This window comes from Rhodanobacter soli (assembly GCF_039523495.1).
Lineage (GTDB): Bacteria > Pseudomonadota > Gammaproteobacteria > Xanthomonadales > Rhodanobacteraceae > Rhodanobacter > Rhodanobacter soli.
On the sequence record NZ_BAAAFK010000001.1, the window covers coordinates 245076 to 268249 of the forward strand.

Sequence of the window (23174 nt, forward strand, 5' to 3'; positions counted from 1 at the left end):
CATGACCGGGCATGCGGGCTCGGCGGTGAAGGTGTCGGTCTTTGTCGGCACCAGTCTCGACGGCTTCATCGCGCGCGTTGACGGAGCCCTCGACTTCCTTCCCCCGGGCGGCGGCGAGCCGCACGGCTATGAGGAGTTCATGGCCACGGTGGATGCGCTGGTGATCGGCCGCAAGACCTACGAGACCGTGCTGGCTTTCGATACGTGGCCTTACGGCGCCAAGCCCGTCTGCGTGCTCAGCACCCATCCACTTGCACCGGCTCCCGCCGGGGCGGTGATCGAGCCCATGTCGGGGCCGCCGGCGGAGGTCGTGTCGCGGCTGGCTGGGCGCGGCATCCGGCATGTCTACGTGGATGGCGGCATCACCATCCAGGGCTTTCTGCGGGCCGGGCTCGTCCAGCGCCTCGTCATCACGCGCGTGCCCGTGCTTGTCGGCAGCGGGATCCCGCTGTTTGGCGCGATCCCGCACGACATCGCACTCCGGCATGTCGCGACGCGGACGTACGCCAGCGGCCTGGTGCAGAGTGAATATGAGGTGGTAGCCCAGCCGGGTCGCGACCGCTGAGCTCGCCACTGCCAAGTGGGCGCGGCGGCCGTTGGGGTGTTGTTCCGGTTCCGGGGAGAAAAACATGCGCAAGATGCTGTGGGTTTTCGCGGTGTGCGGCCTGTTGCTGGCCGCTTGCGCCAAGCCGTTGCCGCCGGAGAAGGTGGCGTATGCCGGGCAGTGGCGATCGCCGACGATGTCGCTGCTGATCACCGAGAGCGGCAACGTGAACTACAAGCGGGTGGACGGCGGCATGAGCAAATCCATCAACGGTCCGCTGCATGCGTTCGAGGGCGACAATTTCGTGGTGGGGGTCGGCCCGGTCAAGACCACCTTTGTGGTGTCCATGCCGCCGTACCAGGACCAGGGTGCGTGGAAGATGGTGGTCGACGGGGTGGAGTTGACCAGGGTGCCGCCGGGCGAGTGAGCCGGCGAAAAAACGGCCGCAGCGGGATCGCTTCGATCCAGCGCTGCGACCGGGGGATCGGCAGCATGCAAGCTCGCGGTAGGACGACCTTGCAACCTCGAGGGGAGAGAGTTGCTGCCGGGTTACTTGGCGACCAGGGTGCCGGTCATGCCGGGGTGGAACTTGCAGAAAAACGCGAACGAGCCGGCCTTGGCCGTGGTGCGCACGGTGGCACCCGGTTTCAGGTCGACGTCGAAGCTGCCGTCGCGGGCGGTGGCGCTGTGTTCGAAGATGTCGTGGTTGACCCATTCGATGATGTCACCGGCGCGTACGCCGGTGGGCATCGGACCAAACACCATCTTGTCGAGCACGATCACGTGCACGGTCTGTGCTTGCGTGGTCGCCGACGCCGTGGCCGGGGTGGCCGCAAAGGCCGACGCGAGGCCCCAACTCAGGGTCAGCAGGCTGACGACGAGAATCGTGCTGCGGAACATGGCGCGCTCCTTACTTCAGGCTGGCAGCCAGGTGCTCGGCGTGCATCTGGTGTTCGTGAAACAGCTTCGAGCCGGTTTCCAGCAGCGACTTCAGCTCCGCGTTCTGCGTGGCCGGAATCAGCGTGCCGTCGAGTGCGGCCAGCACGGCCTTGTGGAACGCCACTTCGTTGGCGGCATAGGCCTTGTCGTAGGCGGCACCGCTGAGCGCGGCCAGCTTGGTCTGTTCGGCGGTGCCGCCCTTGGCCAGCGACTGGCTGGTGGCGTTGTCGGCCGGGGTGACGCCCAGCTTCTTGGCCAGTGCCAGGGCCTGGTCATTCACGGCGGCGTGGTCACGCGCCATTTCCTTGGCGAACTCGATCACCGCCTTGTTGTGCGACTTGTTCAGCGCCTGCTTGGCGGCGGTGACGTCGATCGCGCCGGCGGTGTAGGCGATGTGGGCGATCTGCGCGTCGTTGATGGCCGGCGCCGGGGTGGCGGCGTGCACGCTGGCGAGCGAGCCGAGGCCGAGCGCGACGACGAGGGCGAACAGGGATTTGTTCATGAGCGGTGTCTCCTTGGGATGGATGAAGGGCGAGCGAAGCTTGCCGGTGCCCATGAGATGCAGCAGCGGCGCACAGGTTCCGGCGGATGCGCGGGGCGCAGCGGGAACCTCGAACGCGGCGCCTGCGTCGGATCGGCTGTCACCCCAGCGAAACCTCTCCCATGCTCGAATTCGATCAATCCATCGCTTCCACCACCGCGCCGGTGCCGGCCGCGGAGACCCCCCGTCCCACGCGTGCCGAGGCGGAAGCCGCCGTGCGCACGCTGATCCGCTGGGCCGGCGACGAGCCCGCGCGCGAAGGTCTGCTGGCCACGCCGGCACGCGTGGTGCGTGCCTACGAGGAATGGTTTGCCGGCTACCGGCAGGATCCGGCCGGCCTGCTCAGCCGCACCTTCGGTGAGGTTGGCGGCTACGACGAACTGGTCATCCTGCGTGACATCCCGCTGCAGTCGACCTGCGAACACCATATGGCGGCGATCCGCGGCGTGGTGCACATCGCCTACCTGCCGAACCAGCGTGTGGTCGGCATCTCCAAGCTGGCGCGGCTGGTTGAAGCGTTCGGCCGGCGCCTGCAGATCCAGGAGCGGCTGACCGTGGAGATCGCCGATACCCTGGCCCAGGTGCTGCAGCCGCGCGGCGTGGCGGTGATCGTGCAGGCCAGCCACGAATGCCTGTCCTCGCGCGGGGTGCGTCTGCATGGGGTGTCGATGCAGACCCGGCGCCTGCTCGGCGAATTCGCGCGCGAACCGCGGCGGGGGGAGATACTGGCCACACTTGCCGGCTGATCCGGGAACCTTGGATCGTCCCGGCGCATCGCATCGGTGTAAAAGGAGAAAGCCATGTCAGTCCATGCCCATGTTGCACCCGTCGATTACGCCGCGCTGGACGACAACGCGCTGGTGGCGCTGGTCCGTGACGGCCATCGCGAGGCGTTCCGTCACATCATGCAGCGCTGCAACCAGCGTCTGTTCCGCATCGCGCGCAGCGTGATCGGCGAGGATTCGGAAGCGGAAGACGTGCTGCAGGAATCGTATATGCGTGCCTATCACAAGCTGGATTCGTTCCGCGGCGACTCGACGTTGCTGACCTGGCTGACCAGCATCGTGCTGAACGAGGCGCGCGGCCGGCTGCGCAAGCGCCATACCATGGTCGGCCTGGAACAGGTCGACGCGGCGGTGGACGATACCCACCAGGTCATCCAGTTTCCCTCGAAATTCGGCAGCGAGGATCCGGCCGTCTCGGCCGCCCGCGCACAGATCCGCCACCTGCTCGAACACGCCATCGACGAACTGCCCGAATCGTTCCGCACCGTTTACATGATGCGCGAAGTCGAGGAATGCTCGGTCGAGGAAACCGCCAGCCTGCTGGCGATCAAGCCGGAGACGGTGAAGACCCGCCTGCACCGCGCGCGCCGGCTGCTGCGCACGTCGCTGCAAGGCACCCTGGCCGAAACCATGAGCGAGGCATTCCCGTTCATGGGCCGACGCTGCGCCCGCGTCACCGACGCGGTGATGGCGCGGCTGGACGCCGAACAGACGGCCTGACCCTGCGGGAGCGCACCCCGTGCGCTCCTGCGCGCGGTTTCGTAGGGCGGGCACCGTCCGTCCGGCGCAGCGCGGCGTGCCGTTCTTCGTTTTGCAGTCGGTTCGCGGCAGCCAGAACCATGTCGGGATCGACGCGGGGCGTGATCAGCGGGATGGCGATGCGTCTGGCGAATGGATTCGCTGCAGGCGTTCGGCCAGCGTGGCGCGCGACAGCTCGCCGATGTGCATGTCGCGCAGGCGGCCGTCGGCGTCGAGGAACAAGGTGGTCGGGTAGCCGCGGGCGTTGTAGTGGTTCGACAGCTGCAGATTGCCGTCGATCAGCACGTGGTCCAGTGCCAGCCGCTGCGCTTGCAGGAAATGCCTCACCGCTGCCGCCGATTCGCCCTGGTCGGCGAACACGAAACGGATCTGCGGTATCGTCCGCTGTGCTTCGGCCAGCACCGGCATCTCGCGCCGGCACGGGCCGCACCAGGTGGCCCACAGGTTGATCACGGTGGGCTGGCCGCGCAGCTTTTCCAGCGCCACCTCGCGCCCGTCCAGATCGCTCAGCAGCAGGGCCGGCAAGCCGGGATGGGTGGTCGCGGTCAGCTTGTACGCGACCAGTCCGGCGAACGCCCATGCCGCGATGCCGACCGCCACGCCAGCAGCCAGCGGTCGACGCAAGGGCGGCCTGCGCCAGCCGATCAGCAGTGCTGCCACGACCAGCCCCAACGCTCCGGCAATCGAATCGAAACCGCCGTCGCGGATGTTCAACATGCTGCTCGGCTGCTGCACGTATTGCGGCCACCAGCCGGCCACGTAAGCGGCGCGTGCGCAGAGCAGGCCGATGCCAAGCGCCATGTACAGCGAATTGCCGGCGTCGGCGTAGCCGCGCTTGGCCAGGAAGCCGGCGACGGCGAGCGCGGCGATGACGCCGAACAGCAGCGCCAGCAGGGCTGACGAGAGGGCCAGCGGTCCGATATTCAAGTGCTTCCATCCGTGCCGGTGAGGGCTCGCGCCGATGGCGACGAGCGCGTGCAAGGCGAAACCTTACCCGGTATCGCGCGATCGGGCCGCGCGGGCCGTCGTCACTCCGCCCGGCACAAGCCGGCCGCTTCTCGCGCCAGCAGCTCGATGCCGGCCCAGTCGCCGGCGGCGAGTTTGTCGGCGGGAGTGAGCCAGGAGCCGCCGACACAGAGCACGTTCGACAGGGCGAGGAAGTCGGGCGCGCTGCTCAGGCTGATGCCGCCGGTGGGGCAAAAGCGGATCTGCGGCAGCGGACTGGCCCAGGCGCCGAGCAGCTTGTGCCCGCCGGCCGGTACGGCGGGGAAGAACTTCAGGTGGCGATAGCCGCGCTCGAGCAAGGCCATCGCCTCGCTGGCGGTGGCCACGCCGGGCAGCAGCGGCAGTTCGCTGTCGTCGGCGGCGTCGAGCAGGCGTGGCGAGGTGCCAGGCGAGACGGCGAAGCGGGCACCGGCTTGTTGCGCGGCCGCAAGGTCCCGCGCGGTCAGCGCGGTGCCGCAGCCGACCACCGCGCCTTCCACTTCGGCGGCGATCGCGCGGATTGCGTCCAGCGCGGCGGCAGTGCGCAGGGTGACTTCGATCGTCCGAATGCCGCCGGCGACCAGCGCACGCGCCATCGGCACCGCGGCCTTCGCGTTGTCGATGATCACCACCGGAATCACCGGCGCCAGCCGCATGAGGGTTTCGACTTGCTGCTGCTTTTGTTCGATGGGGCTCATGGAATGACTCGGCAGGTGGGGTCGGCGAGACGTCATGACAGCACGCCGGCGCCCAGATCGGCGCTGGTGGCGGCCTGGCGGAACAGGTCGAACAGTTCGCGGCCCATGCCACTGTGCTCGCGGGAAAGGTCGGCAGTGTGTGGCAGGCGCGCGTCCAGTTCGGGTGCTTCGAGCAGGACGTCCAGACGTCCATTTGCCGCGTCCAGGCGGATCATGTCGCCGTCGCGGATCTTCGCGATGTTGCCGCCGCCCACCGCCTCGGGGGTGACGTGGATCGCCGCCGGCACGCGGCCGGAGGCACCGGACATGCGCCCGTCGGTGAGCAGGGCGATGCGGTGGCCGCGATCCTGCAGCAGCGCCAGCGTGGGAGTGAGCTTGTGCAGCTCGGGCATGCCGTTCGCGCGCGGGCCCTGGAAGCGCACCACCGCCACGAAGTCGCGATTCAGCTCGCCGCGCTTGAACGCGCCGGCGACCTCGTCCTGGTCGTCGAACACGATCGCCGGCGCCTCGATCAGCAGGCGGTCGTCCGGCACCGAGGACACCTTGATCACCGCGCGGCCGAGGTTGCCCTCGAGCATGCGCAGGCCACCGTCGGCGCGGAACGGTTCGTCGATGCCGCGCAGTACGCCGCGGTTGCCGCTCTGCTTGTCGACCGGCTTCCAGCGCAGCGCGCCGGCGTCGTCGAGATGCGGAGCCTGCGCATAGCCGTCCAGGCCGGTGCCGAAGAGGGTCTGCACGTCGGCGTGCAGCAGGCCGGCGCCGAGCAGCTGGTCGATCAAAAACGCCATGCCGCCGGCATCGTGGAACTGGTTCACGTCGGCGTAGCCGTTGGGATACACGCGCGCCAGCAGCGGGATCACGCCGGACAATGCGTCGAAATCGTCCCAGCGCAACTGGATGCCGGCGGCGTGCGCGATCGCCACCAGGTGCAGCAGGTGGTTGGTCGAGCCGCCGGTGGCGTGCAGGCCGATCACGCCGTTGATGATCGCGCGCTCGTCGATGATGTGGCCGAGCGGCAGGAACGCATCGCCCAGCGCGCTGTGCGCGGCGACGCGGCGCACCACCTCGGCGGTGAGCGCGTCGCGCAGTGGCGTGTCCGGCGCGGTGAAGCTGGCGCCGGGCAGGTGCAGGCCCATGATCTCCATCAGCATCTGGTTGGAGTTGGCGGTGCCGTAGAAGGTGCAGGTGCCGGGCGCGTGGTACGAGGCCGCCTCCGCTTCCAGCAGTTCGGCCTTGCTCGCCTTGCCGTCGGCAAACGCCTGGCGCACTTTCGACTTCTGCTCGTTCGGGATGCCGCTGGGCATCGGCCCCGACGGCACGAACGCGCCGGGCAGGTGGCCGAAGCTCAGCGCGCCGATCAGCAGCCCCGGCACGATCTTGTCGCAGATGCCGAGGAACAGCGCGCCGTCGAACATGTCGTGCGACAGCGCCACCGCGGTGGCCAGCGCCACCACGTCGCGCGAGAACAGCGACAGCTGCATGCCCGGGCGGCCCTGGGTGATGCCGTCGCACATCGCCGGCACGCCGCCAGCGACCTGCGCGGTGAAGCCGGCGTCGCGCGCGACCTGGCGGATCAACGCCGGATAACGCTCGTACGGCTGGTGCGCCGACAGCATGTCGTTGTACGCGGTGACGATGGCCAGGTTGGCGCGCCGGCCGCTGCGCAGCGCGGCTTTGTCCTCGCTACCGCAGGCGGCGAAGCCGTGAGCCAGGTTGCCGCAGGACAGGTGCTCGCGCTGGGGGCCGCTGCGGTCGATCGCGTCGATCCGCCGGAGATACGCCGCGCGCGTCTCGCGGCTGCGCTCGCGCAGGCGTTCGGTGACTTCGGCGACGACGGGATGCAGCGTGCTCATGATTCATTCCGATGGTGGTGTTGTGGGAGCGCACCTTGTGCGCGACGCTTTTGCGGGTATCTCGTTATCTGCTGGCGCCGCCCGCCGTTGGCACACGGGGTGCGCTCCTACGGACACCAGTACACCGCCACCGGTACGCGCTGCTGGGTCAGCACCGCGCGCACCGGATAATCCTGCGCGGCACCGAGGCCGAGCCGCGCGTCGGCGAGCAGGTCGCGCTTCTTCTCGCCAGCCACCAGCAGGTACAGCGCGCGCGTTTCCAGCAGGGTCGGCAGGCTCAACGTGATGCGCGGCTCGCCGGCGCCGGGCGCGCGCATCGGCAGCACGCGGGCGCGGCCGTCCAGGTCCAGCGCCTCGGCCAGGTGGTCGCCGCCGGGGAAGAACGAGGCGGTGTGGCCGTCGTCGCCCATGCCCAGTACCACTGCGTCGAATGGCAGCGGCAGCGCGTCGATGCGCGCGTCGGCGGTGGCCAGCCCGCTTTCGGGGGTGGCGTCGCCGGTGTACAGCGGCACGAAGCGCGCGGCCGCGGCGGCGTGCTGCAACAGGGTGGTCTGCGCCAGCCGCGCGTTCGAGCGTTCGTCGGTGTCTGCCACCCAGCGCTCATCGACCAGGGTCACCTGCACCTTGGCCCAGTCGAGTTTCTCGTGCGAGAGGCGGTCGAAAAAACCCTTCGGCGTGCTGCCGCCGGAGACCGCCAGCACGGCATGGCCGCGTTCGGCCAATCCGCGGCGCAGGCGTTCGGCGACGCGTTCGGCCAGTGCGGTGGCCTGCGCCTTGCCATCGGTGAAGCTGTGGGTGGTGACGTTCAGTGATGGGGTCATGATTGATGTCGGCGCGCAGGGAAGTCAGTCGCTGCCGGTACGCGTAGCGTGTTGGAGAGGGGCAAAGTCTGCCGTGCGCGTCGGCATGGCGGAGTGAATCGCCGCGATGAGTGCTGGCTTACTCACTGTCTTCGTTCCAGGTGCGGCCGTCGCGTTCGATCAATGCCACCGCGGCGCTCGGACCCCAGCTGCCGGCGGTGTACGACCGCGGCGGTTCGCCGCTGTCGGCCCACGCGGCGAGGATCGGGCCGGCCCAACGCCATGCCGCTTCCACTTCGTCGCGGCGCATGAACAGGGTGGGGTTGCCACGCACCACGTCGAGCAGCAGGCGTTCGTACGCATCCGGCTGCTGCACGCCGAACGCCTCGGCGAAACTCATGTCCAGCGGCACGTGGCGCAGGCGCAGGCCGCCGGGGCCGGGGTGCTTGATGGTCAGCCACAGTTTCACGCCTTCGTCCGGCTGCAGTCGCAGCACCAGCCGGTTCTGCGCCAGCGTGCCGGCGCCGACATCGAAGATCGAATGCGGCACCGGCTTGAAGGTGACCGCGATCTCTGACACCCGGCTCGGCAGCCGCTTGCCGGTGCGCAGGTAGAACGGCACGCCGGCCCAGCGCCAATTCGCGATCTCCGCCTTCAGCGCGACGAAGGTCTCGGTGTTCGACTTGCTGTTGTCCAGTTCCTCCGGGTAACCCGGCACGCTGGCGCCTTCGGCCACGCCGGCGCGGTACTGGCCGCGCACGGTGAGCTGGGCGGCGTTGCTGTCGTCGATGGGCTTGAGCGAATGCAGCACCTTCAGCTTCTCGTCGCGCACCGCGTCGGGCGCCAGCGACGACGGCGGCTCCATCGCCACCATGCACAGCAGCTGCAGCATGTGGTTCTGCACCATGTCGCGCAGTGCGCCGGCGCGGTCGTAGTACGCGCCGCGATGGCCGACGCCGAGGGTTTCGGCCACGGTGATCTGCACGTGGTCGATGTGCCCGGCGTTCCACAGCGGCTCGAACAGCGCGTTGCCGAAACGCAACACCAGCAGGTTCTGTACCGTCTCCTTGCCGAGGTAGTGATCGATGCGGAAGGTCTGCGATTCGCTGAACACCTTGCCGACCGCGTCGTTGATCTGGTTCGCGCTGGCCAGGTCGCGCCCGATCGGCTTCTCCAGCACCACGCGCGAGGCGCCTTCGTTGAGCTTGTACTGGCCCAGCCGATTGCAGATGTCGACGAACAGTTCCGGCGAGGTGGACAGGTAGAACACGCGGATGTGCTCGGGCTGGTTGCCGATGAAGGCGGCGAAGTCGTCCCAGCCCTCGTCCTTGCGTGCGTCGAGCGGGCGGTAGAACACCTGCTGCAGGAACACGTCGAGCTGCGCCGCTGCGCACACGCCGATCAGTGCCTCGCGCAGCTGCGCGCGGTAGCCGTCGTCGTCCAGCGCCTCGCGGGCGATGCCGACGATCCGGCTGCTGGCCGGGATCTGGCCGTCGAGGAAACGATGGAACAGGGCCGGCAGCAATTTGCGCACGGCGAGATCGCCGGTGCCGCCGAAAATCACCAGGTCGAACGGTTCGACCGATTGGGAGGAAGCAGTCACGCAGTCACCTCGACTCGATGCCGGATGGCGGGCAGCGGCCGAGAAGGCGCGATGACCCGGGTTGCCGAAGATCGTACCAGTGAAATACCAGATCAGCTACCCGGATGCATACGAATTCATGAACAAATTGCGGTCGGGCGACCAGTCGGAATGATCCCTCAAACTCCGTCGATCCCCGGATCAAGTCCGTGGCTGGCTCTGAGCGCGGGCTGCAGGCCGAAGTCGAAGAGTGCCCTCAGCATGCACTTCGACTTCGCCCGCTGGTGCGCGCTACGCCTAGTGCGAACGGTTGGTCTGGCGGGCTTGCGGTCAGTGGTTCGCTATTGGTATCGTTCGACGCATGGAAACCGCACTGGTCAACGAATACCGCCGCATCTGCCACGACCCGGCCACGCACCAGCCGCTGGCCTATCTGCGCCTGCGTCGGGCGATCCGCAACATCGTCGAGCATCGCGATATCGAACCGGGCCAGGCGCTGCCCAGCGAACGCGACCTGTCACAGGTGCTGAAGCTGTCGCGGGTGACTGTGCGCAAGGCGATTGCCGGCCTGGTCGAGGAAGGCCTGCTGACCCAGCGCCACGGTGCCGGCACCTTTATCGCCGAGCGCATCGTCAAGCCGATGTCGCGGCTGACCAGCTTCACCGAGGATCTGCGCGAGCGCGGCCTGTCGCCACGCTCGGAATTCTTCGAGCGCGGCATCGGCGAGGTGACGCCGGAGGAATCGATGGCGCTGAACCTGTCGCCCGGCTCGCTGGTGGTACGCCTGCACCGCCTGCGCTACGGCCAGGACGAGCCGCTCGCGATCGAGCGCAGCGTGGTGCCGGCCAGCGTGCTGCCCGATCCGCTGCTGGTGCAGGACTCGCTGTACGAGGCGCTGGAGAAACTCAATGCGCGCCCGCGCCGCGCATTGCAGCGGTTGCGCGCGGTGTCACTGAACGCGCAGCAGGCGCGGCTGCTGCACGTCAACGTGGGCAGCGCGGGGTTGAGCATCGAACGGCGCAGCTTTCTGGACGACGGCCGCGTGGTCGAGTTCACCTGTTCCTGGTACCGCGGCGACATCTACGACTTCGTCGCCGAACTGCAGACCGACTGAAGGTATCGATACGGACGCCCGCGGCACCTTGATGTACCGGGAGGCGCGCGAGTCGGCCGCGGTGGTCGCGTGCCAGTTCGCCGCGAACGAGGCTGTGGTCAGCGCGCTGGCGCCATCGCTGCGCGCGCAGCCGCCGCAGCTCAACAAGGTCACCGGGACCGTTTGATCATGTAGGAGCGCACCTTGCCCACAAGGGACTTCCCTCGGTCGTGCGCGGTGCTTTTTTGGCTTCGTCGGGCGGTGCCCGCCTTGCAGGAGTATCACGCGCAGGGCGCTCCTACGGCTCATCATTCTCACGGATATTCACCATGACACTCGCTCTTGCCAACGCCCGCGTACTCACCCCTGACGGCTGGCGCAGTGACCTCGCCGTGCTGCTCGACGGCGGGCGCATCGCCGATCTGCTGCCGCCATCCGATCCGCGTGTGCGCCATGCGCAACAACAGGATCTGCACGGCGCCATGCTGCTGCCCGGCTTCATCGATGTGCAGGTCAACGGCGGCGGCGGCGTGCTGTTCAACGAGGCGCCTACGGTCGAGACGTTGCGCCGGATCGGTGCCGCGCACCGGCGCTTCGGCACCACCGGTTTCCTGCCGACCCTGATCAGCGATCGCGCGGAAGTGATGCGCGTGGCGTTGGCCGCGGTGGAGCAGGCGCTGGCCGAAGGCGTGCCTGGCGTGCTCGGCATCCATCTGGAAGGGCCGTACCTGGCGCCGGCACGCAAGGGCGTGCATGACGCGAAGCATTTCCACGCGCCAAGAAGCGACGAACTGGCGCTGCTGTGCGCGCCGCACCGCGGCGTGCGCCTGCTCACGCTGGCGCCGGACCAGGTGCCGCTGGCCAGCATCGGTGCGCTGGCTGCCGCCGGGCTGATCGTCTGCGCCGGACATACCGCGGCCGACTACGAAACAACCCGCGCCGCGCTCGCGGCTGGCGTGCGTGGCTTCACCCACCTGTTCAACGCGATGACCCCGTTCGGCAGCCGCGAGCCGGGCGTGGTCGGCGCCGCGCTGGAGGATGCCGATAGCTGGTGCGGCATCATCGTCGACGGTCACCATGTGCATCCGGCCAGCCTGCGCGTGGCGCTCGCCGCCAAGCCGCGCGGCAAGATGCTGCTGGTCACCGACGCGATGCCGCCGGTCGGTGCGGACCGCCCCGATTACGTGCTCAACGGCGAGACCATCATCGCCAAGGACGGCATCTGCCAGACCGCGCAAGGCGTGCTGGCCGGCTCGGCGCTGGACATGGCCAGCGCAGTACGCAACGCGGTGCAGTTGCTTGGTCTGTCGCTGGAGGAGGCGGTGCGCATGGCCAGCACCTATCCGGCCGAGTTCCTTGGCCTCGGCGAAAGCCACGGCCGCATCGCCCCGGGCTTTCGCGCCGACCTGGTGGTGCTGGACGACGAGTACCGCGTGCAGCAGAGCTGGATTGGCGGGGCCGGAGGGTGAAGCGAGTTCCAGACCGTCTCGACGACCCTGGCGGGAGCGTGCCGGAATGGTACTCCGGCGCATCAGGGTCCCACATGTAGGCCGATCAGCTCACCACAATCCCTTGTTCGGCAAGGGCCAGCCGCATCGGTTCCAGTTGCTTCGCATAACGGCGCCATTGGCCGAGATTGCGGGAATGAACCGGCTCACGCACCTGGACACTGCTGGGAGTGGTCACGGCAGCCGGATTGCGCTCGGGATGCAGGCAACCCTCCTCCATCGCCAGCCCGCAATGCTGCAGCACGCGACGCATGGTCGCCGCGGGCTCATTCACCAGGGCGGCATATGAAACGTCAAGCATGGCGCCGGGCATGCTGGCCCGCCAGTGGTCCGTCAGGCGTACGTATTGGCCGTAATAATGGGCGAGCGCCTGCTGGTCATAGCAGTAGGGAGAGGCCAGACCGAACATGACCTTCAGGTTGGAATAACACACATCCATCGGACCGCGCGCCAGGTGCAGGATCGGTGCGCGGGGCAATGCCCGACGGATGAAGGGGACCATTCGTACATTGATCGGCAGCTTGTCGATGTAGAAACGATGTCCCCTGGCGCGCCATTGGGTCTGCTGCAGGTAGCGTGCCCCGAGTTCCGCGAAGTCCATGTCCGCGCTGCGCTCGATCACCTTCAGCATGCCCTGCGCGCTTCTTGGCGCGACATCGGCCACCCAGTGGAGCTGGCGCTGAAAATCCTGGATCTCCCCGGCGGAAACCACCTCCGAATGACTCGACAGCATCTGGTCGAGCAGAGTCGATCCCGAACGGGGCATGCCGACGATGAAGATGGGCATGGGGCCGTCGAATTCCGTTGCAGCATCGGTCGCCGCTATGGCGATGGATGCCGGGATGCCGACAAGCGCATCGGTCAGCGTCACCTCGCCCTGTGCATCGTAGGGATGGATTTCACGCATGAGCGCATTGCTGCGCGCCAGCGCCGACCACGCCTCGTCGAGACGCCCGCAATCGTCGTGCACCTTGAAAATCGCCGATTCGAATTCAGCGCGGGCAAACTTGTCGCGCGCATCCGCACTTTCCGCGGAGATGCGGCCAAGCGATTCCCGAAAAAGATCGAGATGGTTCGCTTCCGGCGTCTGCTTGCGAAGGTTCGCCAGAATGACCGCGGCATCACCGTGGTCCGGCCAGTGTTGCAGGCATGCCAGCAGCACCGCTTCGGCCTCGGCGATCCTGCCAAGGAACTGGTACAACATGGCATTCAGGTAATACTCGCTGCTCGTGTCGATGCCGAGCGCTGCCGCTCGATCCATCAGCGCCCGTGCCGCCGGTATCTCTCCAAGCACCCAGCACAGGTGTGCCTGCTCGCTGAGCACTTCGGCCGGCGGGGCCGGTGCGCGTCCGAGGTGCGCGAGACAGGCGCGCGCAGCCTGGATCTCGCCGTTCGTCGACAGGCGCCACGCCAGTTGCGCGATCAGGCGGGCGTCATTGGGCAGCAACGGGACGGCCTGCAGCAATTGCCGGGTTGCCGCATGCATCTTGCCTTGCCGAAGGATCACGTCGGCCAGTGCCATGCGGACGGGAACGTCGTGCGGCGCAGCTTGCACGAGTGACTCAAGTGCGGTCTGCGCCGCCGCCCACTGCCCGGCATCCATGGACTGCTGGGCCTGGCGGCGGAGACGGTCAGCTGCCGCTGAGGTATCCGCGATATGCATGGAGAGATGGTATCCGGGTGCTGGTTGGCTCGATAAATGTAGCAAGGCGTGATCCACCAGGCACCACGTTGAAACGACGATTCATCCCGGCACAAAAACCCGCATCACTGATTGCCATGGAGCTGACGTGGTGAATCCTCGAGCGCCAGCCGCAGGGGTTCCAGCTGCCTCGCGTAATGCTGCCACTCGCCGAGGGCGCGCCGGTGGATCGGTTCGCGCACCTGGGCACTGCTTGGCGTGGCCACTGGCGCAGCATTGCGTTCGGGATGCAGACAGCCCTCTTCGTTTTCCAGCCCGCAGTGTTCCAGAACCTGACGCAGGGTGATCGCCGGCTCGCTCACCAGCGATGCGTAGGAGACGTCGAGCATCGCACCGGGCATGCTGGCGTGCCAGTGGTTGGTCAGTCGCACGTACTGCCCGTAATAGTGGGCCAGCGTGCGCATGTCGTAGCTGTAGGCCGAGGCGGGGCCGAGCATGGCCTTGAGGTTGGAAAAACACACGTCCATCGGCTCGCGGACCATATGCAGGATCGGCGCATGCGGCAACGCGCGACGAATGAGATGAACCATCCGGACGTTGATGGGCAATTTGTCGATGTAGAACCGCCGCCCCTGCGCGCGCCATTGTGTCTGCTGCAGATAACGCGCGCCCAGTTCCGCGAAGTCGATACCCGTGCTGCGCTGTTGTGCGGTCAGCATGCCTTGAACCCCGCTCGGGGGGACGTCCGTCATCCAGCGCAGCTGCCGTCGAAAGTCATTGATCTCGCCGGCGGAAACCACCTGCGAATGACTGGAGAGCATGCGGTCGAGCAGGGTCGTGCCGGAGCGGGGCAGGCCGACGATGAAGATCGGCGTGGCACCCCCGAAGGCCGGAGCCGGTTCGACGGGAGCTGCGGCGATCGCCGCGGACGCGTGGATGATCGCATCGGTCACGGCGGTTTCGCCGGCCGCGTCGTAGGGGCTGAGTGCATGCATGAGGGCATTGCTGCGCGCCAATGCCTGCCATGCCTCATCATGGCAACCAAGGTCGTCCAGCTCCTTGAAAAGCGCCGACTCGAACCCGGCGCGAGCGGTCAGGATTTCCGCGGCGTTGTTGTTCCCCGGGATCCGGCAGAGCCGTTCGCGCAGTAAATCGAGATCATTGGTTTCCGGCGTCTGCTTGCGCACATTCGCCAGTGCCACCGCCGCGTCGGCGAAATTCGGCCATCGGTGCAGGCATGCCTCGAGTACGCTGCGGGCCTGGGCAATCTTTCCGGTGTACTGGGACAGCATGGCGTACAGATAACAGGCATCGGGCGTTTCAATCCCCGCCGCGATCGCGCGATCCATCAAGGCCATCGCTGCCGGTATTTCACCAAGCATCCAGCGCAGCTGCGCCTGCTCGGCCAGCATCGGGGCCGACCGATCGGATGCAAGCTCGAGCTGGTCGAGACAGGCCCGTGCCGCCAGAATTTCGCCATTGAAGTACAGGCGCCGCACCGTCTGGACCATCAACCCGGCGTTGCTGGAGGATGCCAGCGCGACTTGCAGCAGCTGATGGATCGACGCGCGCAACCGGCCGCGCTTGAGCAGCACGCTCGCAAGTTCCATGCGGGCGGGGGCATCATCAGGTACCCGTTCGACAAGCGCCTCGAGGGTGATCTGCGCTGCATCCAGCAGGCCGGCGTCCATGTACTGCCGGGCGCGGCGGCGGAGGCGGTTTTCCACGGTGGGCATGTCATCCGCGGTCATAGGGAGAGACGACCTTTGCGGGATAGTGGAAAGCTCGCGCTGCCATACCGTGACACTGGCAGGCAGTTTGGGCCGATGTCGTCACGACTGCCGCACCCGACCGGGAATTTCACCAAGTGCCAGGCGCAGGGGTTGCAATTGCTCGGCGTAGTTCCGCCACTGGTCGAGGCCGCGGGTGTGGATCGCTTCGCGCACCTGCGCACTGCTCGGCGTGGCAACCGGCGACGCATTGAGTTCCGGACGCAGGCAGCCTTCCTCCAGCGCCAGCCCGCAGTGCTCGAGCACGTGTCGCAGCGTGCTTTCCGGGTCGCGCACCAGTGAGGCGTAGGAGATGTCGAGCATGGCGTCGGGAAGCCGGGCGTGCCAGTGCCGGGTCAGGCGCGCATATTGCCCGTAGTAGTGCGCCAGCGCCTGCAGGTCGTAGCTGTACGGCGAGATGTTGCCGAACATGGCCTTGAAGTTGGAGAAGCAGGTGTCGATCGGGTCGCGCACCATGTGCAGGATCGGCGCGTGCGGCAAGGCCTTGCGGATGAACGCGACCATCTGGATATTGGCCGGCAGCTTGTCGATGTAGTAGGCGTGACCTTGGGCGCGCCACTGCGTCTGCCGGAGGTAGCGCGCGCCCAGCTCGGCGTGGTCGATGTCCGCGCCGCGCTGGATGATCTTCAGCAGCCCGTGCGACTTCGCCGGAGGCACGTCCGCCACCCAGTGCAGTTGGCGCCAGAAGTCGATGATCTCGCCGGCGGACACGATCTGCGAATGGCCCGACAGCATCCGGTCGAGCAGGGTGGTGCCCGAGCGCGGCATGCCGACGATGAAGATGGGTGTAGGCCCCTCGGACGCGGGCGCAGGTGTCGTTTCGGCCTCATCGCTCAGCGCAGGCATGCGCATCAATGCGTCGGTGACGGCGGTCTCGACGTCGGCGTCGTACGGATTGAGCTCGTGCATGATGGCGTTGTAGCGCACCAAGGCGGGCCAGGCCTCTTCGCGACGTCCGAGATCGTCCAGTATCTTGAATTGCACGTATTCGAATTCCGCGCGGACGAAACGGGCACCGGGATCCGGCTCGTCTCGGGGAAGCCGGCGCAGTTGCTCTTGCACGTCATCCAGCCGATGGGCTTGCGGCCGCTGCTTGCGCAGGTTCACCAGCGCCATCGCCGCATCACCGAAATGCGGCCAGCGTTCGAGGCACCCCTCCAGCACCGTACAGGCGCGCTCGACGTCGCCGCTGAACTGAAGCAGCATGGCGTACAGATGCAGTTCGCCCGGTGAGTCGACGCCGGCCGCGATGGCTTTTTCCATCAGCGCCTTTGCCGAGGCAATCTCGCCGATGCTGAAGCGCAGGTGTGCCTGTGCAACCAGCAGCTCCGGCGGAGGTGCTGGGGCCTGGGCGAGGAAGTCAAGACAACTGCGTGCGGCGAGAATCTCGCCAAAGGCAACTAGGCGCCTCGCCACGCCAATGATCAGCAGGCCATCCTTTGGCAGTCGACGTGCAACCCGCAGTACCAGCCCGGTTGCTTCACGCAGCCGGCCACGCCTGAACAGGACATCAGCCAGGTCGACCAGCACCGTGGGGTCGTTCGGTACGTGTCGGGCAAGAGACTCCAGGGCCACCTGCGCGGCGTCCCATTGCTGGTTGTCGATGTACCGCCGGGCTAGGTTGCGCAGGCGATCTTCTGCTGCGTAAAGGTCCTGTGAATTCATTCGGGCATAGTAGCTTCATGGATGGGAGATCGTGAGCCTGGTCACTGCTGTTAACGAGGTTCCTTAAATCAGGCACGTTCGCCACGGTTGGCTTCGCTGAATCGTTGCGTACAGGGACTTCAGCCTGGAAATTTCTGCCTGCAGGACAAAGAAAAGCCACCGGCCGAAACCGGTGGCTTTCAAGGCTTGAATCAGCCGGTACGATCAGTAGTCGTAGGTGACCGACAAACGTACCGTGCGCGGCGGCTGGAAGTAGATGCCATCGCCGTAGCTGTTGTTGATGTTGAGAGTGTTCGTGAAGCGGTTGTACGAGCTATTACCGGTCGGGTCGGTCTGCACGGCCTTCTGTCCGTTCAGCGCGTTGAAGACGTCCAGGTTGATCCCGAGCTTGTTGTCGGCGAACGCCGGCGAGTAGTGCACGCCGAGATTGAGCTGCGTGGTCCACGGTGTATGGCCGACGCTACCTGCCGTGACGCGCGCGCCATTGCACCAGTGATAGTTGCCGCTGCCGTAGTTGTTGTAGCCGGACGGGTCACCCGGCTTGCCCGGGCCGTAATAGGCCTTGCCCGAGCCGCCCGTGCCGTAGTAGCCCAGGCACTCCTTCGGATAGCCGGACTGTTCCAGCAGCGTGCCGGACACCAGCCATTCCGGCGTGATCTGATAGGCGCCGCGGATACGGAGCTGGTGCTTGCGGACGTTGGCCAGTTCGCCGTTCGAGCCATCCATGAGCTGCCAGGAATCCCAGTCCTCGGTCTTGGAGACGTCGGCCTGACCGAAGTCGGAACGCACCTGGCCCTCGGTATTGCCGAAGCCGCGGGTGTAGGTGTAATCGACGCGCGCCTGCCACTTGCCGTCGAACGGATGCTCCATGTACAGGTTCAACGAGCCGGTCTTGCGCTTGACGCCCTGCTGATAACCCCAGTCCTGCTGAGTCATCGGTATGAGCTTGCTCTGGGTGCCATCGTCCGACTTCACCAGGATGGTGTTGGTCATACCCGGATTGATCAGGCGGCAGTAGGACGCGCCGTAGAGCGAATCGTAGTAAGCATTCGGATCCAGGCCCATGCTGGTCATCTTGTCCGCGATGTGGCCCGGCGAGCATTCGTCGTCGATCGCGGTCTTCAGGTCGCGCCACATCGCCTTGGCACCGTAGGTCCAGTCATCGTTGAGCTTCTTGTCGAAGCCGAGGATGAATTCATCCAGATACTCCGCTTTCAGGTTGCGCGCGGTGACTTGCTGGGCATCCTTCGGCAGACCTTTCTCGCCGTCTGGCGAAGTCGTCGCGGGGTCATCTTGCGTCGTCAGGCCGGTCGGGACGCCGGTGGTTGGGTCGACGCCGGTATAGCTGTAGTTGGTGGTGAGATAGGTCGAGGTGTTTGCCGCACGCTCGGCGGCGTTGTCCGGCAGCGCAAGGTAGTAGCGACCCGCATTGCCGTAGATCTTGAACGAGGAGTCGCCCATCACGTCCCAGCTGGCGCCGATGCGGGGTTCCCACTGGTTCTTCAAATCGACGAACGCCTTGCCGACGTCGTTGTAGTTGGTGAAATGGTCGTTGCGGACACCGATGCTCAACAACACGTTGGGCGAGACCTGCCAGTCGTCCTGCAGGTAGTAGGCCTTCTGGGTCGTCCTCATGCTGGTTTGCCAGCCGATCTCGCGCTTCTGTACGGTGGAGGCGGAGATGTAACGCCAGTAGTAATTCAGCGCCGGATTAAACGGGTTCTGCTGATTCGGACCCTGGTTGTGGGCCTGGTAGGACATGTTGTCGATACCCACGGCCAGGTCGTGGTCGCTCAACTTGTAGTTGAAGTCGGCGCGCAGGCCGTGGGTGCCGTTGGTGGCGTCGTTCGAGTCCCAGCTGGTGTTGGTCTGGGGGTTGATGATGCCGAACGGACCCGTACCTGGCGGCAGGAAGGCCGGATTCTCGTTTTGCGGCCGGGAGATGAACGGCAGCAGGCTGGTGTTGCCGTAGATCGTCGGATTCTGGAAGTTGGCCTTGCCGTACAAGACGCTCAGCGTGGCGGCATCAGTGATGTAACTGGTGAAGTGGGCGAGATAGAACTGGGAGTTGTCCTTGGTCACGTCGTTCGCGGTGGAGAATGCGCCCGCCTTCAGCGTCTTGTAGTCGAAGTCATAGGTCGAGCCCGCCCCGGTGGACTGCCGGTTGTTCAGCGCCGTCAGCTCCAGGATGTTGCTGTCGGTGATGTTCCAGTCCAGCTTGCCGTAGAACTTCGTGTTCTTGTCCGTGTTGTACTGGACGACCTGGTTGGCCGCGACTTCCACATTGTTGGACTGCGTCTTGGTGGTCTCGGCCGCCAGGAACATGAACAACTTGTCCTGGATCAGCGGGCCGCCAAGATAGGCCGAGTAGATCGTCTCCCATTGCTTGTTGTCATTGCGGTACTGGTGCAACGTGCCCGGCAGACTCGGGGTTTCCAGCGCGTAGTTGACCTGGCTGGTCGACGCCGGGACGACCGGATGACCGTAATAGTTGTTGACCGGGGTCCCCTCGAGGAACCGCGGCTGCCAAGACACCTGGCCGCCGAAGTGCCATTCGTTGGTGCCGCGCTTGCCGATCTGGTTGATCACGCCGCCGTCGGAACGACCGTACTTGGCGTTGTAGCCGCCGGTGAGCGTTTCCTGCTGGTCGATCGCGCCGTACGGCAACTGGAAGCCGCCCAAGTTCTTGTACGGCTCGCCGGTGTTGTAGCCGTTCACGTAGTAGGCGTTCTCGGTCACGCTTGAACCGCCGAACGAGACGAGGGCGTGGTTGCCCGGACCGGTGAAGTAGCCGCTGCCGGACGTGGTGCCCGGTGCCAGCAGTGCAATGGACTCCGCGCTGCGGCCGACCGGAAGCTTCCGCAGGTCAGCCGCGGTGATCACCGTGCTGGAATTGACGCTGGAGACGTCGATGGACGGAAGTGCATTCGCCTGTACGGTCACCGCGCTCAGCGAGGTCGTTCCTGGCGCAGCTGCCGAGAACGTGACCGAGGTACCGGCGCCGGGTGACAGCGCCACGTTGTTTCGCGTATCGACGACGGCGCCGTCCTTCTTGAGCGAAACCGTGTAGACCCCGACCGGCACGTTGCTGATCTGGAAACGGCCCGAGCTGTCGACGGCAACTTCGCGCGTCAGGCCCGTCGCGTTGGTGGCGCTGACGGTTTCGCCCGCGGCTGCCGGTGCCTGGCCGAAGATGGAACCCGTGGTGGACTGTGCCATGGCGACACCGCCGAGGCTCACGCTCAACGCCAGGGCGAGAGCGGTGTGGCGCCACCTTGGATTATGGATTTTGTTGTGACTACTCATTGACAATGAATCTCCCCAGAGTGAAAGGCCCGAAGGCCAAGTGACGTAATTCGATCAACTCACCGATAAGCAGCTGGATGCACGCGGGCAGCCGCCGATTGTTCCGTCAGTCAGGCGCAGAGCCTCATGCCGTCGCGTTGTATCCATGACATTCAGCAACTTGTTATCCGAACATAAAGCGACGCAAATACCGACGTCAACAAAATCTTCATGATTATTATGAATTAGTAAGAAGTTACGATTTCCAACACTCAAATTTGTAATAACTTGCGATTATTGTTTCCTTGATTCTCATTTTATGGGAAGGACTTCAATAATATTGGCGTTGACAGAAACGATGAGTGTGAAAGCCTGCAAGCGCTCTTTTAACGGGGCGTTTGATTTGCGTGAATTTCACGCCGGCGCTAGAGTGGCGCGGTTCAGGTGTCCCGAAGGCTCATGGCCGGAGGGATGAAACGGGAAGCCGGTGCGTGGTGTGCGAACACACTGCAAAGCCGGCGCTGCCCCCGCAACGGTAAGCGAGACCACGAACGGCGAACGCCACTGTGCATGGCACGGGAAGGCGCCGTTTCAAGGCATGCGGGCGATCGCATGCCACTCGTCAGCCCGGAGACCGGCCCGAACGATTCCTGGTGGCTCGCGGTGGGCGAGGCCGAACCACGTGTCGGTCGATCCTGCCTGCCCGTCGTTCCGCCTTCCTCCTGCCCGCTGCCAGCTCATTGAACACATGAGCCGTGCGCGGGTGCGCGGCGTAGAGGAACGAACATGATGAAGAAGTCCCTGCTGGCAGCGGCGCTGCTCGGTTGCACGATGGCCGCGCAGGCTGCCGAGCAGAACGATGCATCGGCGCTGGCCCCGGTGATCGTCACCGCCACGCGCACCGCGATCACCGCCGACGAGGCGCTGTCGTCGGTGACGGTGATCACCCGCGCCGACATCGAGCGGCTGCAGCCGCTGTCGGTGCCGGATCTGCTGACCGGCCTGCCCGGGGTGAGCTTCGCCAACACCGGCGGCTACGGCCAGCAGACCTCGCTGTTCATGCGCGGCACCAACTCCACCCACACCCTGCTGCTGGTCGACGGCGTGCGGGTGGCATCGGTCAGCGCCGGGCTGGCGGCGTTCGAGCAGATTCCGGTGGAGCAGATCGAGCGCATCGAGATCGTGCGCGGCCCGCGTTCGAGTCTGTATGGCGCCGACGCGCTCGGCGGCGTGATCCAGATCTTCACCCGCCGCGGCACGCGCGATGGCGGGCTGCGGCCTTCGTTCAGCGTGACCACTGGCAGCAACAACCTGCTGCGCGGCCAGGCCGGACTGTCCGGCGGCAGCGAGCACGCCTGGTACAACCTCGGCGCCGGCGCGCAGTACACCCGCGGTATCAATGCCTGCCGCATCGGCGCCGGCACGGTGTTCGCCGGCTGCTTCACCGACGAGCCGGACCGCGACGCCTACCGCAACAAGAACCTCAGCGCCAGCGGCGGCTACCGCTGGGACAACGGCGCCGAGCTCACCGGCACCTGGCTGCGCAGTCTCGGCGAGATCCATTTCGACGGCAGCTACCAGAACCGCAGCCGCACCCTGCAGCAGGTCGCCGGCAGCGGTTTCAGCTTCAACCCGCTGGAAGCGTGGAAAACCACGCTGAGCGTGGGCCAGAACCTGGACCGCTACGACAACTACGAGAACCGGGACTTCGTCGGCTACATCTACTCGCGACGCAACCAGGCGTCGTGGCAGAACGACCTCAGCGTGGCCAGCAACCAGCTGCTGACGCTCGGTATCGACTGGCAGGGCGAGCACATCGACAGCGACACCGGCTTCCTGGCCAGTCGCCGCAACAATACCGGCGGCTACGTGCAGTACCAGGGCACGTTCGGCCGCCACGAGGTGCAATTGTCGGCGCGACGCGACCACAACGGCCAGTTCGGCGACCACAACACCGGCGCCGCGGCGTGGGGCTACCGCTTCGATCATGGCCTGCGCCTGTCCGCCAGCTACGGCAGCGCGTTCCATGCGCCGACCTTCAACGACCTTTACTACCCGTATGGCAGCGGCAACCCGGACCTGAAGCCGGAAAAATCGCGCAGCGCCGAACTGGGCCTGAGCCAGCAGCAGGAGACGTGGAACTGGGCGCTGAACGCCTACCAGACCCGCATCGACCAGCTGATCGCACTGGACAGCAACTACTTCCCGTCCAATATCAGCAAGGCGCGCATTCGCGGCGTGGAAGGCCAGCTCGGCGTCAAGCTCGCCGGCTGGCAGCTGCAGGGCTACCTGGGCTGGCTGCAGCCGCGCAACGAGGACGGCGGCACCAACGATGGCCGGACCTTGCCGCGCCGGCCCGGGCGCACCGCACGGGTGGATCTGGATCGCCGCTTCGGTGCGTTCGGCGTCGGCGCCACGGTCAACGCGGCCGGGCGCAGCTACGACGATGCGGCGAACCGGCATCCGCTGGCCGGCTACGCCACTACCGACCTGCGCGCCAGCTGGCACTTTGCGCCGGACTGGCAGGTCGAGGCGCGGCTGGCCAACGTGTTCGACCGCCATTACGAGACCGTCTGGTACTTCAACCAGCCCGGTCGCAGCGCGTTCCTGACCCTGCGCTACAGCCCCGCCACGCGCTGAGCTTCCGCTTCACCGTGGAGACCACCCCTGCCTTCCGGCAGGGTGTGGACTTCAGGCACATACGTC

At 66.2% G+C, this 23174-nt stretch carries 19 protein-coding genes and 1 riboswitch; of the genes, 8 read left to right on the top strand and 11 right to left on the bottom strand.

Going from position 1 to position 23174, the window contains the following annotated elements; all coding sequences use genetic code 11:
* Nucleotide 1 precedes the first annotated feature (1 nt).
* Nucleotides 2-565: a dihydrofolate reductase family protein gene (locus ABD024_RS01115; RefSeq protein WP_343848826.1), complete on the top strand. Its 564-nt coding sequence runs from the start codon at nt 2-4 to the stop codon at nt 563-565.
* Between the two features lie 64 nt (nt 566-629).
* Entirely contained in the window at nt 630-971 is a 342-nt protein-coding gene (locus ABD024_RS01120; RefSeq protein WP_343848828.1) for a hypothetical protein, read from the top strand.
* A gap of 122 nt (nt 972-1093) precedes the next feature.
* On the opposite strand, the gene ABD024_RS01125 is transcribed toward ABD024_RS01120, so the two are convergent.
* A complete protein-coding gene (locus ABD024_RS01125) occupies nt 1094-1444 on the bottom strand; it encodes a cupredoxin domain-containing protein (protein WP_343848830.1) in 351 nt (116 codons plus the stop codon).
* A 10-nt stretch (nt 1445-1454) separates the two neighbouring features.
* The gene (locus tag ABD024_RS01130) at nt 1455-1985 is read right to left on the bottom strand and encodes a DUF4142 domain-containing protein (RefSeq protein WP_343848832.1); all 531 of its coding nucleotides are present in this window, start codon (nt 1983-1985) and stop codon (nt 1455-1457) included.
* Between the two features lie 161 nt (nt 1986-2146).
* Between ABD024_RS01130 and folE the strand changes: the two genes are divergently transcribed.
* Complete coding sequence (gene folE, locus ABD024_RS01135; RefSeq protein WP_343848834.1) at nt 2147-2770, top strand: GTP cyclohydrolase I; 624 nt, start codon at nt 2147-2149, stop codon at nt 2768-2770.
* A 54-nt stretch (nt 2771-2824) separates the two neighbouring features.
* Entirely contained in the window at nt 2825-3529 is a 705-nt protein-coding gene (locus ABD024_RS01140) for an RNA polymerase sigma factor (RefSeq protein WP_343848836.1), read from the top strand.
* A 144-nt stretch (nt 3530-3673) separates the two neighbouring features.
* Here the strand turns inward: ABD024_RS01140 and ABD024_RS01145 are convergent, their stop codons facing one another.
* The 5 genes from ABD024_RS01145 to zwf all read right to left on the bottom strand — a co-directional run bounded on the left by ABD024_RS01145 (nt 3674) and on the right by zwf (nt 9506).
* Nucleotides 3674-4495: a prolipoprotein diacylglyceryl transferase family protein gene (locus tag ABD024_RS01145; RefSeq protein ID WP_343848838.1), complete on the bottom strand. Its 822-nt coding sequence runs from the start codon at nt 4493-4495 to the stop codon at nt 3674-3676.
* Nucleotides 4496-4596: 101 nt separating this feature from the next.
* Nucleotides 4597-5250, bottom strand: coding sequence for a bifunctional 4-hydroxy-2-oxoglutarate aldolase/2-dehydro-3-deoxy-phosphogluconate aldolase (gene eda / locus ABD024_RS01150; RefSeq protein ID WP_343848840.1), 654 nt, complete (start codon nt 5248-5250; stop codon nt 4597-4599).
* Between the two features lie 32 nt (nt 5251-5282).
* Nucleotides 5283-7103, bottom strand: coding sequence for a phosphogluconate dehydratase (gene edd / locus ABD024_RS01155; RefSeq protein WP_343848842.1), 1821 nt, complete (start codon nt 7101-7103; stop codon nt 5283-5285).
* Nucleotides 7104-7210: 107 nt separating this feature from the next.
* Nucleotides 7211-7924: a 6-phosphogluconolactonase gene (pgl, locus tag ABD024_RS01160; protein ID WP_343848844.1), complete on the bottom strand. Its 714-nt coding sequence runs from the start codon at nt 7922-7924 to the stop codon at nt 7211-7213.
* Nucleotides 7925-8042: 118 nt separating this feature from the next.
* Nucleotides 8043-9506, bottom strand: a complete 1464-nt coding sequence (gene zwf / locus ABD024_RS01165) for a glucose-6-phosphate dehydrogenase (protein WP_343848846.1) — start codon at nt 9504-9506, stop codon at nt 8043-8045.
* Nucleotides 9507-9846: 340 nt separating this feature from the next.
* Here zwf and ABD024_RS01170 point away from each other — a divergent pair, with 340 nt between their 5' ends.
* From ABD024_RS01170 to nagA, 3 genes are all read left to right on the top strand, one after another.
* Nucleotides 9847-10599 carry a GntR family transcriptional regulator gene (locus ABD024_RS01170; protein WP_343848860.1) on the top strand — a complete coding sequence of 251 codons (753 nt, stop codon included), beginning with the start codon at nt 9847-9849 and terminating at the stop codon, nt 10597-10599.
* 31 nt (nt 10600-10630) lie between these two features.
* Entirely contained in the window at nt 10631-10765 is a 135-nt protein-coding gene (locus ABD024_RS01175; RefSeq protein ID WP_425543106.1) for a hypothetical protein, read from the top strand.
* 142 nt (nt 10766-10907) lie between these two features.
* Nucleotides 10908-12047 (top strand): N-acetylglucosamine-6-phosphate deacetylase, encoded by a 1140-nt coding sequence (gene nagA, locus ABD024_RS01180; protein ID WP_343848861.1) that lies wholly within the window; start codon nt 10908-10910, stop codon nt 12045-12047.
* 85 nt (nt 12048-12132) lie between these two features.
* Here the strand turns inward: nagA and ABD024_RS01185 are convergent, their stop codons facing one another.
* From ABD024_RS01185 to ABD024_RS01200, 4 genes are all read right to left on the bottom strand, one after another.
* A complete protein-coding gene (locus ABD024_RS01185) occupies nt 12133-13749 on the bottom strand; it encodes a tetratricopeptide repeat-containing sulfotransferase family protein (RefSeq protein WP_343848862.1) in 1617 nt (538 codons plus the stop codon).
* Between the two features lie 104 nt (nt 13750-13853).
* Nucleotides 13854-15479, bottom strand: coding sequence for a tetratricopeptide repeat-containing sulfotransferase family protein (locus ABD024_RS01190; protein ID WP_425543107.1), 1626 nt, complete (start codon nt 15477-15479; stop codon nt 13854-13856).
* 81 nt (nt 15480-15560) lie between these two features.
* Nucleotides 15561-17183 carry a tetratricopeptide repeat-containing sulfotransferase family protein gene (locus tag ABD024_RS01195; RefSeq protein ID WP_343848864.1) on the bottom strand — a complete coding sequence of 541 codons (1623 nt, stop codon included), beginning with the start codon at nt 17181-17183 and terminating at the stop codon, nt 15561-15563.
* A gap of 204 nt (nt 17184-17387) precedes the next feature.
* Nucleotides 17388-20402 carry a TonB-dependent receptor gene (locus tag ABD024_RS01200; RefSeq protein WP_343848865.1) on the bottom strand — a complete coding sequence of 1005 codons (3015 nt, stop codon included), beginning with the start codon at nt 20400-20402 and terminating at the stop codon, nt 17388-17390.
* Nucleotides 20403-20893: 491 nt separating this feature from the next.
* A riboswitch (cobalamin riboswitch) is annotated at nt 20894-21125 on the top strand.
* 132 nt (nt 21126-21257) lie between these two features.
* Between ABD024_RS01200 and btuB the strand changes: the two genes are divergently transcribed.
* On the top strand, nt 21258-23108 hold the full coding sequence (gene btuB, locus ABD024_RS01205; RefSeq protein WP_343854399.1) for a TonB-dependent vitamin B12 receptor: 1851 nt from the start codon (nt 21258-21260) through the stop codon (nt 23106-23108).
* Nucleotides 23109-23174 lie beyond the last annotated feature (66 nt).